The following is a 15,017-nucleotide window of genomic DNA, read 5'->3' as shown; positions in this document are numbered from 1 at the left end:
GCAGTACTATATAGTCAAGAGAATAGTTAGGAGGATGACCATGAAAATAGCCATCACCGGAGGAACAGGACTTGTCGGCAGAGCATTATCCAGTGAGCTCGTCCGCAATGGACATGAAGTGTTCATTTTAACTCGGAAAGTCAATGAGCAGAGCATCAATAGTGTAAAGCTTGTTCAGTGGCTCAATCCCGGAGACCAGCCTGAAAGTCAGCTTGAGGGCATTGACGCGATCGTCAACCTGGCAGGTGCGACAATCAATGGACGATGGACGGAGGAATACAAACAGAAAATCATCGACAGCCGAATTAAAGCAACCACTGAAGTGAAAAGAATCATCATGGCACTCAATGATAAACCGCCTGTATTAATCAACGCCAGTGCCGTTGGATACTACGGGACATCTCTGGCAGGAGAATTCAATGAACAGTCTGGTCCTGGAATCGACTTCCTGTCTGACACTGTGCAGCGGTGGGAATCTTCTGCCAACGAGGTGAAGGAGTTTGGCACTCGTGTAGTGCTGTGCAGATTCGGCTTGATCCTTGATAAAAATGGCGGAGCCCTGCCAAGGATGGTCCTGCCATATAAATTTTTTGGTGGCGGCAAAGTCGGTACTGGTGACCAATGGCTCTCCTGGGTTCATATTAAAGATGTCATACGCGGCATCCTCTTTGCAATAGAATCTTCTAAATTGGATGGTCCAGTTAATTTCGTTGCTCCCTCTCCAGTGACAATGGATCAGTTTGGAAAAGTTTTGTCCCTAGTGTTGGATCGCCCACATTGGCTGCCGGTACCTGGTTTTGCACTTAAGATTGCACTTGGGGAAATGAGCATGCTAGTTCTGGAAGGGCAAAGAGTCATTCCGGAAAAACTGCTTAACGCAGGCTTCTCCTTCCAGTATCCTGAGCTCGAAAAAGCTCTAAGAGAAATTTTAAGTGAGTAATGCTGTTTAATCCCTTTCAACAAGGAAATACTTGTAAGGTACATCACATTGAAAGGGTGGATTTTTGATGGATAAGAAAAAAAGAGATAAGACAAAGAGTACATTATCTAGCATGCAGGAAGTTACATACAGCCGTGAATTCAAGAAAGCAGACCGAGCTGGCGGCTATGCAAATGGAAAGAGATTTTAGGCATTAAGCCACCTCTTTTGGAGGAACATAAAAGTACGGAAATGATCCATTTCCGTACTTTTTTAATTTGAAAGGGGTTTTTCGAATGGGAAGAGCACACGGACAAAAAACTCGTGATCGCAATAAAGCATCCCTTCCACAAGTGCCGAAAAACATGAAATCAGATGGGCTGGACGTGGAATTCAATCGCGAGTTAGCTGACCACGACGACTTGGAAGCAATGGCAAGATCCAAGGCTGCGGACGAGCGTGCAAAAAGCAGGAGAAAATAACCCTAACAAAGGAAAAGGCAGAATCCAATGATTCTGCCTTTTCCCATTAAGGGAAGGGGGATATCTCCGGTTAGTTATTTTGTGAATGTTTTCACTAACTTTTGATAACTCTACTTTACTACCAGCTTAATCTTTTAACAAGTGATTTCACAAATTCTTAATAATATATTTATCCACACCAATGTGAATAATGTTGATGAATTTCTCAAAAGCTTATAATAACAGGTTTTACAACTTCTCCCATATTACTCGTAGTTTTCTGTGGATAATGTGGATAAACCTGTGGAGTACTTTATTTTATTAGCTTTTACCTGTTAATAAATATGAGGATAATTTAGTTAGGCATTATATTTACCCCTTATAGGAATAAGTAAAACCCTATGCCGTTATTAAAATAATATGTCTGCTCTTAACCAATAATAAGAAAAAGAATCTGTGGAGGGACCATCAATGGCCAGAAGAAATAAAATTTTAGTACCTGAAGCCAGAAAAGCACTGGATGATCTAAAAGCTCAGGTAGCTGGTACGATGAAAGCTGAGGAGGCAAAATTCGAAACAGCAAGAGAAGTTGGCGTTCCCCTGAACAAGGGCTATAACGGCAATCTCTCTACTCGGGAAGCAGGAAAGGTTGGAGGCCGACTAGGAGGAAGCATGGTAAGGGAACTTGTAAGAATGGCAAAGGAAAATTTACGCAAACAGTAAGGACTTCAAAGATTTGTAAATTATTATTGACATCTGCTGGAAAACATCATATAATGATAAAGCTTCGCCAAAAAGAAGTAACTTGAATCACAACAATTATTATGTAAACAATTAATGGCGTTCTGCTTTTATTTTTAGGTAACAACTTATTCACACTGGATCGGCTTCGGAGCCGTAAGGATGCAAGAGAGGTAGGGCTTGCGTCGTTTAGGTTAAAAATGGTCAAGTGGAATTTTGTACCGCGGCAAAAGTTTATAATGGATGATTTTTATACATCTTGTGAAGTAGCAAGTTACTAAAAAGCGAACCGGATCCGGTTCGCTTTTTCTAATTCTGGAGTAGTTTTTTCCGGTTCTGTTTTACATCACATCTCCTATTTTTGCTGGTTCAGTAATGTCAGGTTCTCCTTTTTGTATGCCGGCAGCATGATTGTCACTTCTGTCCCGACTCCTTTTTCACTCTTGAATGAAATCGAACCGCCCATTGCCTCTATTATCTTTATTGAAACAGAAGTACCAAGCCCCGTACCTTTATCTTTGGTTGTATAAAATAATGTGCCAAGTCTGGCAATTTGAGCACTATCCATTCCTTTTCCATTATCAGAAACAACTATAAACGACTCATGGCCTACTGTATTCTGGCTTATGTGAACTTCCCCGCCTTCATCGGTGGCCTCAATCGCATTCTTTATAATATTCACCAGGGCTTGTTTAAGCTGGTTTCGGTCCGTTTCGACATATACTCCCCACTCCAGCTGTACATTTACCTGTACACCTTCCTTTGCAGCAAATGCCTCTAATAGGAGTGTCACCTCAGAAATGATTTCTGCCAGCTCGGCATCCTCCAGTTTTTCAAACTGAGGCTTGGCAAAATTCAGATAATCATTAATGATGGATTCCGCCCTGCCTAATTCTGTCAGTACAAGACTCAAATAATAATGATTATTCCCTTTTTCTTGTTTGTGCATCATTTGCAGGAACCCTTTTACAACTGTTAATGGATTCCTGATCTCGTGTGCAATTGAAGCGGCTAGTTCACCCAGTGTATTCAGTTTTTCAGCTCTCAGAATTTCTTTTCTCATTAAATCCTTCTCAATCATGGACTCATTCAAAATCGATGCAATCCACACGGCAAACACTTGGATGGCACCAAAAATCGCAACATTCATCATGAGTTGATTCGTATCTTCGGCTGTTGCATCATTGATGAAGATATTAGCCACTAGAATCACCAGCATTGAAAGCGAAGGCCATAAACCAACAAGAGTGGCTATCCTGATTCTCTTCTTTGCGTCAAAAGTCCAAAACTTCTTCAAGAACAACAATGGAACAAGTGCTGCCAGAAAACCGCTTGCATAACCTAGCAGAAGGTCCCCTCCCATAAAAGTCCTGGTTGCCAGATAAGTGACCAGCACCATTCCACCCGCTATCGGACCGCCGTATAGAAAAGCCAGCACCAATGGTACGTAGCGAAGATCCCAGTACAACCCACCTTCCTCATATGCAAATACTAGCGAGAGTACCACCGCAATACTTTGAAGTACTCCACATAAATACGGAGATTTTCCGACGTTTTTATTATCAAAAAGAACACTATGAATGAAGATTGGCAGCAAGATTATAAGAACGTTTAAAAGAAGTTTCTCAGCAAGCATTTCATCTTCTCCATTCGAAGTGGGTTGGTTTATATAAAGACGGACGGATGCTGTCATGCTAATTAAAGTCTTATAATAGGAATACGACAAAATTTTCATGAATCCTCTATTGCCCGGGAAATTTGTCATATTTTATGGGAAGATAGCCTCCATTTTTTGATTCACTTTCCACAGAATAAAAAAAAGGAAGCTCGAGAGCTCCCTAATAATTCATCAACATTCTCTTTTCCAGCTGGCTTGTATAGAGGTCATGGTAAAAGCCCTTTTGTGCCAGCAGTTCGTCATGATTTCCTTTTTCAATGATCTGCCCGCTTTCTATGACAATGATCTGTTCAGCATTTTTAATTGTATTCAAGCGATGGGCAATGATAAAACTTGTTCTTCCCTTCAACAAATGCTGGAGGGCCTCCTGAATTTTGAGTTCTGTAATGGTATCGATACTGCTCGTCGCTTCATCCAGTATCAAGATGGATGGATCAGCAAGGATGGCTCTGGCAATGGACAATAATTGTTTTTGCCCCTGGCTGATACCGGCATCATCCTGGCTTAACACAGTGTCATATCCTTCAGGCAATCTCTGTATGAAGGAATGGGCATTTGCTGCTTTGGCCGCCTTCTCCACTTCCTCGTCTGTTGCATCCAATCTTCCGTAGCGGATATTCTCCCTGATGGTTCCCTGGAACAGGAATGAATCCTGGAGGACGAACCCCATTTGTTTGCGCAGGCTCTCACGGGTGATTTTTGTACTGTCGTGCCCATCTATTAAGATCATCCCTTGATTTGGTTCATAAAATCGGGAGATCAAGTTTATGATGGTCGACTTTCCCGCTCCTGTAGGGCCAACAAGCGCAATAGTTTGCCCGGGTTCTGCAATGAAATTCAAATCAGATACAGTATCTCCGCCCCTTTCATATGAGAAAGATACATCCTTGAACTCAACCTTCCCATTAATGTTCGGAAGTGGTTTAGCTCCTTTTTCATCGACAGCCTCTTCTTCAGTATCAATGATGTCGAAAACACGATCGGCTCCTGCCACCGCCGAGAGCAGGGTATTGAATTGATTCGACAAATCGTTCAGCGGCCTTGTGAACTGACGGGAGTATTCGGAAAAGATGACAATTGTCCCTATCGTCACATATCCTTTCAGGGCGAAGAATCCGCCAACAGCTGCCACTATGGTGAAACTGAGATTATTGAGCATATTCATCAATTTCGGGATGAAGCCGGTAAAAGTCTGAGCCCAGTAACCTGATTCCTTTAACTGCTGATTCTTGATACGGAACTCTTCTATCACCTTTGGCTCCTGTGAAAAGGATTTGATGATTTTCTGGCCAGAGATTGTTTCTTCAATATAACCATTCATTTCTCCAAGCCGGCGCTGCTGTTCTTTATATAGCCTCCCTGTTCGGCTGGTAATCCACTTCATTCCCATGAACATCAGCGGCACGATGATCATCGTGACAAGCGTAAGCAATGGGCTTAGCCAAATCATGACCGCAAGCGTTCCAACCAGGGTTAGTACACTCGAAAAAATCTGGATGACGGAGGAATTCAAAGTCGCGCTGACATTTTCGATATCGTTGGTGACCCTGCTCATCAATTCCCCATGCTGGCGTTTGTTGAAGAAATCAATCGAGAGTTTATGAAAATGGTTGAATAATTGTCTTCTCATTGTATAGACCGTTTTCTGCGCAATCCCGATCATCCAGTAACTTTGGAGCCACAATGTTAAGGAATGCATGACATAGACCGCGGCAAGGCCACTTAATAACCAGATGAAACCATCGGCAGATTCTGTCGCAAAATACTCATCGATTCCCCAGCCGATAAGGAATGGTCCCATCAATCCGAGTGCTGAACTGGCCACCACCATTAAAAGGACAAGGATCATCAGGCTTCGCTGATCTGCAAGGTAGGACCAGATTCTTTTGATTGTCGGTCCAATACCTCTAACCACACTTCTTTTTTCTTCCGTTCTGTTTTCTTTATGTTTTTTTAACATCCTGCCTTCACCTCCCCGAACTGGGAGTTGTAGATTGCCTGATAGAGCGAGGATTGCTTGAGCAAGGTTTCATGGTCTCCGTAACCAATAATGGATCCATTCTCAAGCAGCAGAATTTTATCTGCTTCCTTCGCGGTGCTGATTTTTTGGGTGATGATGACGGTCGTACATTTATATTTACTGATTGCATCGAGCAGCCTTGCTTCCGTTTTCAAATCAAGCGCACTGGTGCTGTCATCGAGCAAAAGGATTTTAGGGTTCTTGATCAAAGCACGGGCAATGGATAACCTCTGCTTCTGGCCACCTGAAAGGTTGACACCTTTTTGCCCCAGGAGCGTATCATATTGTTTCGGCAGTTTCTGGACGGTTTCATGGATTTGGGCATCTGCTGCTGCCTTCACCAATTCCTCCTCTGTAGCATCCTGTTTGCCCCAGGCCAGGTTTTCTTTAATCGAACCGGTAAAAAGCATTGCCTCCTGTGGTACGTAGCCGATGCCCTCTCTGAGACTTTTCAGTTTCAACTCCTTTATGTTCCGGCCGTCGATACGGATTTCCCCGCTTGTGACATCATACAATCGCGGGATAAGCTGGAACATCGCCGTTTTACCTGCACCGGTCGCTCCCAGCACCGCAACGGTTTCCCCCTGTTCAATCTTGAAGGACAAATCCTGAAGTATCGGAATATTGGTGTCCGGGAACTGGAATGACACCTGATCAAACTCAATTTCACCTTTAGAGATCTCGTAAGCATCCTGGCTTTTAATGGTATCTTCAAGGTCAATCTCCTCATTCAGGACATCGGTTACACGCTCAGAAGATGCTCTGGCACGAGAGAATACCATGATGATCCACGAAAACATCGAAAAGGCAGCGGTGATCCTGGCAGCATAGTTCACAATCGCTACTACTTCACCAACTGATACACTGCCAGATTGAACATCGATTTTTCCGAACCAGAGAACAGCAATTACACTGAGGTTCATGAAAAGCAGCAGAACGGGAATCGTCACCTCGGTAACCCTTAAAGCAAATACGGTTCGTTCCTGTAATTTATTGTTCGCTTTTTCAAACCGGGTTCCTTCATATTTCCCTCTGGCAAAAGCCTTGATCAATCTCATACCCACAAGGTTTTCTCTCATGACCCCGTTCACTCTATCAAGGCGCTTCTGGACACTTTTAAATAAGCCTCCAGCCTTTGTCATGATCCAAATGAGGAAGATCAAAAGAGGCGGGATGATGATAACAAACGGCAGTGCCAACTTTGCATGAACCATCATCGCCATGATGATTCCCCCAATGACCAGTAAAGGTGCACGCATCGCTATCCTCAGACTCATGAAAAAAGTATTCTGCAGCTGGGTCACATCATTCGTGATCCTCGTGATCAAAGAAGATGAAGGAAAATGACTGAAGTTCGTGAAAGAAAAATCCTGAACCTTGGCAAAAAGCTTTTCCCGGAGGTCAAACCCAAAGCTTTGGCCTGCGTGGGCCGCTATGAATGAGTTTGTTATCCCGGATGCAAAGGCAAGGAAAGAGATTCCAAGCATGACTCCGCCCCATTTGATGACTGTGTCGAGGTCCCTCGCAATAATTCCTTCATCAATGATTTTGGCAATCAAGAGTGGCTGGACAAGTTCAACAGCCAATTCGACAAGCATTAAGCTAAGCGCAATCGCAATTGGGATGCGATATGGTTTGACAAATGAAAATATACTCATGAAGATGAGACCCCCTGTTGAACATTACGTTATTTCGTCTTCCGAATTTATATCTACTATCATACCTCTTTTGGTAAATTTTTTGAATTGAAAGATAAAAAAACAACGGTCCAATGCTGCCAATAGGAACATCATACCCCATTGCATTTTCCAACAAAAGGATATTGTTCGCAAAAAGGACACCAATAAATAAAAACCGGCTGCACTTTGACAGCCGGCTGAGTTAATAAGGGATACAGGTTACTCACTATATTTGCATTTAGGAGCTAAATGTACCTTTATGCAAGAGTTTTCTTCTCATAAGAGTACATTTAGGAGCTAATTGTATCCTTATGCAAGAGCTTTACTTCTCATAAGGGTACCTTTAGGAGCTAATCGTACCCTAATGCAGGAGTTTTACTTTCCATTAGGGTACCTTTAAGAGCTAATCTTAATCTTATGCAAGAGCTTTACTTCTCATAAGGGTACCTTTTTAGACCTAATTGTATCCCCATACAGTTTTTATTACGAATTCTGCACGAGGTGGTCTTTCAACTGATCCCTTAGTGCGCGCTTCAGGAATTTTCCGACGGAGGTTTTTGGAATTTCTTCCATAAATACAACATCGTCTGGAAGCCACCATTTTGCGAACTGCGGTGAGATGAAGTCTAGCAGCTCTTGCTTGTCGACCTGACCTTTGTATGGTTCTTTCAGGACGACACAGGCAATCGGTCGTTCTTGCCACTGTTCATGCGGGACAGCGACGACACTTGCTTCGAATACTGCTTCGTGGGCCATCAGTGCATTTTCAAGATCTACGGATGAGATCCATTCCCCTCCACTCTTGATTAAATCCTTTGTCCTGTCAACAAGCTTGATGACACCTTCTTCATCAACTGTGGCTACATCGCCAGTGTATAGCCAGCCATCGCGGAAAGCGTCAGCAGACCGGTCATCCTTGTAGTATTCATCCGCAATCCATGGTCCGCGAAGCAGCAGCTCTCCCATTTCCTCGCCATCCCACTTCACTTCCCCATTGCCGCCGATCACTTTCATTTCAAGGCCCGGCACAAGGAGTCCCTGTTTGGAGCGGATATCTAAAATTTCATCTTCATCCAATCCGACCTGGTAGCTTTTGAGGCGGGAAACCGTTGCCAGCGGGGTGGTTTCAGTCATGCCGTATGCGTGCAGGAATGGAATTTTGTATTTCGTTTCAAACGCTTTGATCATACCGCGCGGTGCTGCAGATCCGCCGCAGACAATCGACCTTAGCGAAGTGGTATCATAGCTTCCCTTTTCAAGCTCATTCAGCAGACCGAGCCAAATCGTCGGCACTCCCGCAGTGAAGGTGACTTTTTCCTGTTCAATCAGATCTGCAAGCAACTTAGGAGTGAACAGCGGTCCTGGCAGCACCTGGGTTGATCCGAACCATGTCGCTGCAAATGGCAGGCCCCAGGCATTGGCATGGAACATCGGCACTACCGGCAGGACGACATCTGTTTCGGATAATGCGGCCGTGTCTGCCAAACCGAATGCGAAGCTGTGGAGGACGATGCCTCGATGGGAGTAAACAACACCTTTTGGATTGCCAGTTGTAGCCGATGTATAGCACATCCCTGCCGGGTCATTTTCATCGATATCTTTCACGAATTCGAAATCCGGACTGGCATCGCGGAGAAGTTCCTCATAAGAGTAAACTGGCTCCAGTGTAGTTTCTGGCAATTCGTCCTTGTCGGTCATGATGATGTAGGCTTCTACCGTTTTGAATTGATCCTTGCTCCGCTCTATCAGCGGCACCAGATCTTCATCAACAAGCAATACCTTATCTTCTGCGTGATTGATAATGTACGAGACATGTTCAGGAGACAGGCGGATGTTGATTGTATGGAGCACCGCCCCCATACCAGGAGCAGCAAAATAGACCTCAAGATGGCGATGGTGATTCCAGGCGAAGGTGCCAACTCTGTCCCCTTTTTCAACTCCTAGCTTTTCAAGCGCGCTGGCCAGCCTGCGGGTCCGTTCGCCAACCTCTTTGTAAGTGAATCGGTGAATACCTGATAGTGTCCGTGATACCACCTGTTTTTTCGGGAAAAATTTTTCTGCTCTTTCCAATAGCGACCCTACTGTCAATGGAACATTCATCATACCTACATTTCCCCTTCCACTCTTAAAAAATAGATTTTGTCAGCCTACTAATTGCTGCTTTTTAGACTAAGCCAATCTTGCAAAATTTCTTCTGTCTGTTCTCCTTTTTTAGGCGAAGCTGCTTGCGGTTGCGACGGCAAATCTGCATGCATTTTAATCTGGCCTTCTGGCATTACAAATTTCTTCGCGCTCCAATATGGATATTGAGCAAGCTCTCCCGCTTCAAGTACAGGTGTAAGGCAGCAATCGACCCTCATGCCAAAATCCGCCCATTCTGAGAGCAACTTGCTTTTAAATAAATCAACAAGCTCAAGATAAACAGGATTGGAGTTTTCCGGTCTGGAATAATGCGCAGGTAACCAATCCTCCCGGCCGACTGCTCGGCAAAAATTGTTCCAGAACTTTGGCTCCAGCGCTCCGAGGCTGACATAACGGCCATCCTTTGTTTCATACAGCCCATACCCAATGACTGTACCGTTCAGAACAGAAACACCATTTTGATAGCCTGTTTCTTTTTCAATCAGGACATGGTTTGCCATCAATGATGCCATACTGTCTGCAATGGAAATACAGTGATAGCTGCCCTCTCCGGTTCCACCCCTGGCAACAAGAGCAGCAAGGATACGTTCACTGGCCGCCAGCCCGCCGATATAATCAGAAAAAGTATGGGATGGGTGTACCGGCCTTCCCGAGCTGTCTTTCATCTGGGCAAGAGCACCGCTCAAGCTCATATAATTCAGGTCATGACTTCCAAGTTTGCTCATCTCTCCATTTATTCCGTATCCAGTGACCGAGCAATAGACGATACCGGGGTTTATTTTTTTCACAGCTTCATATCCAAGTCCCAGCTTATCCATCACTCCTGGCCTGAAGCTCTCAACCACCACATCCGCCCTTGCCAGCAGGTCAAGGGCCAGCATCTTTCCTTCTGACTGCTTCAGGTTGATGACAAGACTCTTTTTTCCGCGATTATGCGCGTTGAATACATAACCGTTCCCTGTGTTCCTTGCCGGGTCTCCCTCCGGCGCTTCGATTTTAATCACCTCAGCACCAAGCTCAGCCAGCCTGAGAGTTGCGAAAGGACCAGGGATATAATTGGTGAAATCCACTATTTTAATTCTGTCTAACATGATAAATGACCCTTTCCATTACGTCGGCTGCCCTTTTGAAAACAATTCTTCCATTTGCTTGCGCAGCATGAACTTCTGAATCTTTCCGCTCGCATTCCTAGGGAGTGCATCTACAAAGATATATTTACGCGGCCGCTTGTAATTTGCCAGGCTGTCGCTGTTCTTGCACCATTCATCCAGCTCCTCTTCGCTGACCAGAGAATCTTTTTTCACGACAAAAGCAGTTACGGATTCGCCCCAGCGGTCATCAGGCTGGCCGACAATCGCGACATCAAGGACACCTTCATGGGCATGGAGAACATCCTCGACCTCACGAGGATAGATGTTTTCACCGCCGCTGATGATCATGTCATCCAGCCTGTCTTTCACCCATAAATAACCCTCTTCATCGAGGTAGCCAATATCGCCTGAATGGTACCAGCCTTTATACATCGCTTTTTCAGAAGCCTCTTCACGATTGAAGTAGCCTGTCATCATGCATGGGCCCTGGACGATGATTTCCCCGCTTTCGCCTGGAGGCAGGATATCATCTGGGTCGGATGGGCCATCCTCGTTCGGGCGGACAATCCTGATTTCGTGGTTTAGGCAAGCCTGGCCAGCTGCTCCTGCTTTTGTCAGCTGGTCATATTCAGAAAGGAAGGTAATCGCCGGTCCCATCTCCGTCATTCCATATGCCTGGACTAGTTTGATGCCCAGCTGGTCATGGCAGGCGTGTACGAGCGAAGGCGCCATCGGGGCAGCTCCGTACAATCCCAGTTTCAGGCTCTCGATATTATAGTCTGCTAGATTCTCCTGCAAAATCATATTTCACATCGTTGGCGCAGCGAAGAACTTAGTGATTTTTTCCGAGTCAATCAGCTCCAGTACTTTCTTTGGAGCGAATTGATGGAGGATGACATTGCTGCCTCCCACATGGATTCTCGGCAGGAATGCACAGTGCAGCTCAGCACAATGGAACATCGGCGCCGTTACCAGTCCTTTATCACTCGAATCCAGCCTCGTGGATCCAACGACGATCAAGCTTTGCTCGACCACATTGCGATGCTTGTGCATAACGCCTTTGGGCCTGCCAGTCGTCCCGCTTGTGTACATGATCGCATAAAGGTCGTTTTCGTCTACTTCCACCTCAATTGGGCTCGTTTCCGCACCCCTCACTTTTTCATGATAGCTCTGGGCATATTCAGGAGCATCTTCATCGATGTACCAGAAAGAGATATGCGGGAACCTGTTTTCGATGGATGCAATCACTGGTTCGACCGCTTTTTCAAAAAGAACAACCTTAGGAGCGGCGTCTCCGAGAATGAACGCAACTTCTTCACCCATCAGCCTGAAATTGATAGGATTGAAGACTGCCCCGATCTTCGCACAGGCGAAAAACGCTGTACCCAGCTCCTCTGTATTAAAAGTGAATGTAGAAACACGATCGCCCTTCTTCACTCCTTCAGCAAGAAGCGCATTGGCGAGCCTATTCACCTCATCGTTCCATTCACTATAAGTAAAGCGGACATTTTTGCGAACATCATAGAGGGCTTCCTTGTTCGGGAACTTCATTACCGTCAGGTCAAAAATTTTGCCGATCGTCGTGCTCATTTGCATTCCTCCTAATAAAATGTCATTTTATGCTTTACAGAGTAGCAGTATATAGCAATCTCATTGGTGACCTCTTTTTCCTTTTTCTGCTGTTTTCGGGCGCCAATAACCCTCATTGGTGACCTCTTTTTCCTTTTTAAGCTGCTTTCGGGCGCCAATAGCCTTCATTGGTGACCTATTTTTCCTTTTTTGCTGTTTTAGGGCGCGAATAGCACTAATTGGTGACCTCTTTTTCCTCTTTTTGCTGTTTTTGGGCGCCAATAGCACTAATTGGTGACCTTTTCTTCCTTTTTTTGCTGTTTTTGGGCGCCAATAAAGGTTAGCGCCTATTAATCTAACCGCTCAATAATAGTTGCGTTAGCCATGCCATGGCCCTCGCACATTGTCTGCAAGCCGTAGCGTCCTCCGGTCCGTTCGAGTTCGTGCATCATCGAAATCATCAAGCGGGCGCCGCTCGCTCCAAGAGGGTGGCCAAGCGCAATGGCGCCGCCATTTGGATTGAGTTTTGCAGGGTCTGCTCCTGTTTCCTTCAGCCATGCCATCGGTACCGGGGCGAATGCTTCGTTCACCTCGAATACATCTATATCCTCCAGCTTCAGGCCGGCTTTTTTGAGGACTTTTTCCGTTGCCGGGATTGGCCCTGTCAGCATCAATGTCGGATCGGATCCTACCACTACCCTGGTGTGAACCTTGAAGCGCGGTTTCAAGCCTAATTCCTCCGCTTTTTCACGGCTCATCAGAAGCAAGGCACCAGCTCCGTCACTGATTTGGCTCGCGTTACCGGCATGGATGACACCATCCTCTTTGAAGACCGTTTTCAATCCTGCGAGAACTTCTGGGGTCGTTCCTTCACGTGGCCCTGAATCCTCGGTCATCAAAGTTGTTTCACCATTTTCGAGGGTGACCTCAAGCGGCATGATTTCTTTTTCAAAATAACCCTCTGCCTGTGCCTTTAAAGCACGGCGGTGGCTTTCTGCAGAGAACTCATCAAGTTCTTGGCGGGTAAAACCGTATTTCTCCGCGATCCTTTCAGCGGAAAGTCCCTGATGGATCATCTCGTATTGTTTTCTTAATTTAGGGCTGAATGGGTTGGCATCCTGATAATTGGAACCCATTGGAACACGTGTCATATTCTCAACTCCGCCGGCAATGACAACATCCATGTCCCCAGCAAGGATCGCCTGGGCAGCAAAATGGACAGCCTGCTGGCTGGATCCACATTGACGGTCAATCGTTGTTCCTGGTACTTCAATTGGGAAACCTGCTGTCAAAGCGGCCACTCTGGCAATATCGCCGGCCTGTTCTCCTGCTTGAGTCACACAGCCGAGGATGACATCTTCAACAAGCCCGGCATCGATTCCAGCACGGTTCACCACTTCTTTTAGAACCAGGGCAGCCAGCTCATCCGGCCTGATATCTTTTAATAACCCTTTCCTTCTGCCGACAGGTGTCCTGACAGCTTCGACGATTACAACTTCACGCATTCTTCATCTTCCTTTCTGTTTAACGGCCTCTGTTTAAAGAATTCTACTCTGCCAATCTATAAGCCAAGGTTTTTAGCGATGATGGTTTTCATGATTTCATTTGTTCCGGCGTAAATGCTGGCAACCGGGATGTCACGGAATCTTCTCGCAATCTCGTATTCTTCCATATATCCATAACCGCCATGGAGCTGCATGCATTCAGCGGCGATTTTTTTCGCGCTGTCTGTCAGCTTCCACTTGGCCATCGATACCTTTGTTACAACATCCTTGCCTTCAATATGCTCAGCAATCAGCTGGTCAAGAAAAGCCCTGCTCATCTCTATTTCTGTTGCCATCTCGACAATCTTGAATTGCGTATTCTGGAATTTGCTGACCGGCTTGCCAAACGCTTCACGGCTTTTCACATATTCGATCGTCTGCTTTAGCATGACTTCAGATGCTGTCTGTGCGGCGATCGCGACAAGCAGGCGTTCCTGCTGGAGCTTTTCCATTAGATAAAGGAATCCCTTCCCTTCTTCTCCAAGCAGGTTTTCCTTTGGTACCCGGCAGTCCTCAAAAATGAGCTCTGCGGTATCCTGGCAGTGCAGTCCTACCTTATTCAGCTTCCTTCCACGTGAAAACCCAGGTGTGTCACGCTCAACAACAAGCAAGCTTACCCCTTTATGCTTCGGATTCGCCTTTGGATCGGTTTTACAGGCAACGACAATCAAATCGGACTGTATGCCGTTTGTAATGAAGGTTTTCTGCCCATTTAAAACATAGTGATCTCCATCAAGGATGGCTGTTGTCTGGATGTTCGCCAGGTCCGAACCTGTTCCCGGCTCCGTCATCGCAATCGCGGTGATGATTTCACCTGTCGTACATTTCGGCAGCCAGCGTTTTTTCTGCTCCTCTGTACCGTAGGCAGTGATATATGGAACCACGATGTCATTATGCAAACCTACACCAACCAGGCCTGAACCCACACGCTCGAGTTCTTCATTGATGACAACCGCGAATCCCCAGTCAACCTCACTGCCGCCGTATTCCTCATCGATATCCGGACAAAGATAGCCTTGCTCGCCCATCTTCTCCCAGAAGGAGCGCGGAATCATCCGCTCCTCCTCCCACTGGTCATAGAAGGGATAGGCTTCCTTTTCTAAAAACTTCCTTAGTGACCTGCGAAAAATTTCGTGGTCATCCGTTAAATAAGGGTGCTTCATTTTATCTCCT

General features: G+C 45.7%; 11 protein-coding genes and 1 pseudogene. 4 read left to right on the top strand and 8 right to left on the bottom strand.

The annotated features are described in order from the left end of the window. Positions 1-40: 40 nt before the first annotated feature. The 4 genes from RH061_RS05000 (at position 41) to RH061_RS04985 (ending at position 2,103) form a co-directional block, all read left to right on the top strand. Positions 41-940, top strand: coding sequence for a TIGR01777 family oxidoreductase (locus RH061_RS05000; RefSeq protein WP_311074386.1), 900 nt, complete (start codon positions 41-43; stop codon positions 938-940). 67 nt (positions 941-1,007) lie between these two features. After that, on the top strand, positions 1,008-1,130 hold the full coding sequence (locus RH061_RS04995; protein ID WP_209438014.1) for a YfhE family protein: 123 nt from the start codon (positions 1,008-1,010) through the stop codon (positions 1,128-1,130). An 85-nt stretch (positions 1,131-1,215) separates the two neighbouring features. Next, the gene (locus RH061_RS04990) at positions 1,216-1,401 is read left to right on the top strand and encodes a YfhD family protein (RefSeq protein ID WP_311074383.1); all 186 of its coding nucleotides are present in this window, start codon (positions 1,216-1,218) and stop codon (positions 1,399-1,401) included. 450 nt (positions 1,402-1,851) lie between these two features. Continuing rightward, a complete protein-coding gene (locus RH061_RS04985) occupies positions 1,852-2,103 on the top strand; it encodes an alpha/beta-type small acid-soluble spore protein (protein WP_311074382.1) in 252 nt (83 codons plus the stop codon). A 373-nt stretch (positions 2,104-2,476) separates the two neighbouring features. On the opposite strand, the gene RH061_RS04980 is transcribed toward RH061_RS04985, so the two are convergent. The 8 genes and pseudogenes from RH061_RS04980 to RH061_RS04945 form a co-directional block, all read right to left on the bottom strand. After that, a complete protein-coding gene (locus tag RH061_RS04980) occupies positions 2,477-3,757 on the bottom strand; it encodes an ATP-binding protein (RefSeq protein WP_311074381.1) in 1,281 nt (426 codons plus the stop codon). Positions 3,758-3,959: 202 nt separating this feature from the next. Next, complete coding sequence (locus tag RH061_RS04975) at positions 3,960-5,759, bottom strand: ABC transporter ATP-binding protein (RefSeq protein ID WP_311074380.1); 1,800 nt, start codon at positions 5,757-5,759, stop codon at positions 3,960-3,962. Further along, positions 5,753-7,477, bottom strand: coding sequence for an ABC transporter ATP-binding protein (locus tag RH061_RS04970; RefSeq protein WP_311074378.1), 1,725 nt, complete (start codon positions 7,475-7,477; stop codon positions 5,753-5,755). Before RH061_RS04970 ends, RH061_RS04975 begins: the two co-directional genes overlap by 7 nt. 504 nt (positions 7,478-7,981) lie before the next feature. Beyond that, positions 7,982-9,601, bottom strand: coding sequence for a long-chain fatty acid--CoA ligase (locus tag RH061_RS04965; protein ID WP_311074377.1), 1,620 nt, complete (start codon positions 9,599-9,601; stop codon positions 7,982-7,984). Between the two features lie 47 nt (positions 9,602-9,648). Then, entirely contained in the window at positions 9,649-10,731 is a 1,083-nt protein-coding gene (locus tag RH061_RS04960; protein WP_311074375.1) for a CaiB/BaiF CoA transferase family protein, read from the bottom strand. A gap of 18 nt (positions 10,732-10,749) precedes the next feature. After that, positions 10,750-12,321, bottom strand: a pseudogene (locus RH061_RS04955) (fatty acid--CoA ligase). Between the two features lie 329 nt (positions 12,322-12,650). Continuing rightward, positions 12,651-13,805, bottom strand: coding sequence for a thiolase family protein (locus RH061_RS04950; protein WP_311074373.1), 1,155 nt, complete (start codon positions 13,803-13,805; stop codon positions 12,651-12,653). Positions 13,806-13,861: 56 nt separating this feature from the next. Then, entirely contained in the window at positions 13,862-15,007 is a 1,146-nt protein-coding gene (locus RH061_RS04945; RefSeq protein WP_311074372.1) for an acyl-CoA dehydrogenase family protein, read from the bottom strand. Positions 15,008-15,017: the final 10 nt, after the last annotated feature.

It is taken from the genome of Mesobacillus jeotgali (genome assembly GCF_031759225.1).
GTDB classification, from domain to species: Bacteria; Bacillota; Bacilli; order Bacillales; family Cytobacillaceae; genus Mesobacillus; species Mesobacillus jeotgali_B.
This window is presented reverse-complemented; position numbering and strand designations above follow the sequence as displayed.

Excerpts from the sequence above, each read along its gene's own strand:
- RH061_RS05000 (WP_311074386.1), top strand. The coding sequence starts at position 41 with ATGAAAATAGCCATCACCGGAGGAACAGGACTTGTCGGCAGAGCATTA.
- RH061_RS04995 (WP_209438014.1), top strand. The coding sequence starts at position 1,008 with ATGGATAAGAAAAAAAGAGATAAGACAAAGAGTACATTATCTAGCATG.
- RH061_RS04990 (WP_311074383.1), top strand. The coding sequence starts at position 1,216 with ATGGGAAGAGCACACGGACAAAAAACTCGTGATCGCAATAAAGCATCC.
- RH061_RS04985 (WP_311074382.1), top strand. The coding sequence starts at position 1,852 with ATGGCCAGAAGAAATAAAATTTTAGTACCTGAAGCCAGAAAAGCACTG.
- RH061_RS04980 (WP_311074381.1), bottom strand. The coding sequence starts at position 3,757 with ATGCTTGCTGAGAAACTTCTTTTAAACGTTCTTATAATCTTGCTGCCA.
- RH061_RS04975 (WP_311074380.1), bottom strand. The coding sequence starts at position 5,759 with ATGTTAAAAAAACATAAAGAAAACAGAACGGAAGAAAAAAGAAGTGTG.
- RH061_RS04970 (WP_311074378.1), bottom strand. The coding sequence starts at position 7,477 with ATGAGTATATTTTCATTTGTCAAACCATATCGCATCCCAATTGCGATT.
- RH061_RS04965 (WP_311074377.1), bottom strand. The coding sequence starts at position 9,601 with ATGATGAATGTTCCATTGACAGTAGGGTCGCTATTGGAAAGAGCAGAA.
- RH061_RS04960 (WP_311074375.1), bottom strand. The coding sequence starts at position 10,731 with ATGTTAGACAGAATTAAAATAGTGGATTTCACCAATTATATCCCTGGT.
- RH061_RS04950 (WP_311074373.1), bottom strand. The coding sequence starts at position 13,805 with ATGCGTGAAGTTGTAATCGTCGAAGCTGTCAGGACACCTGTCGGCAGA.
- RH061_RS04945 (WP_311074372.1), bottom strand. The coding sequence starts at position 15,007 with ATGAAGCACCCTTATTTAACGGATGACCACGAAATTTTTCGCAGGTCA.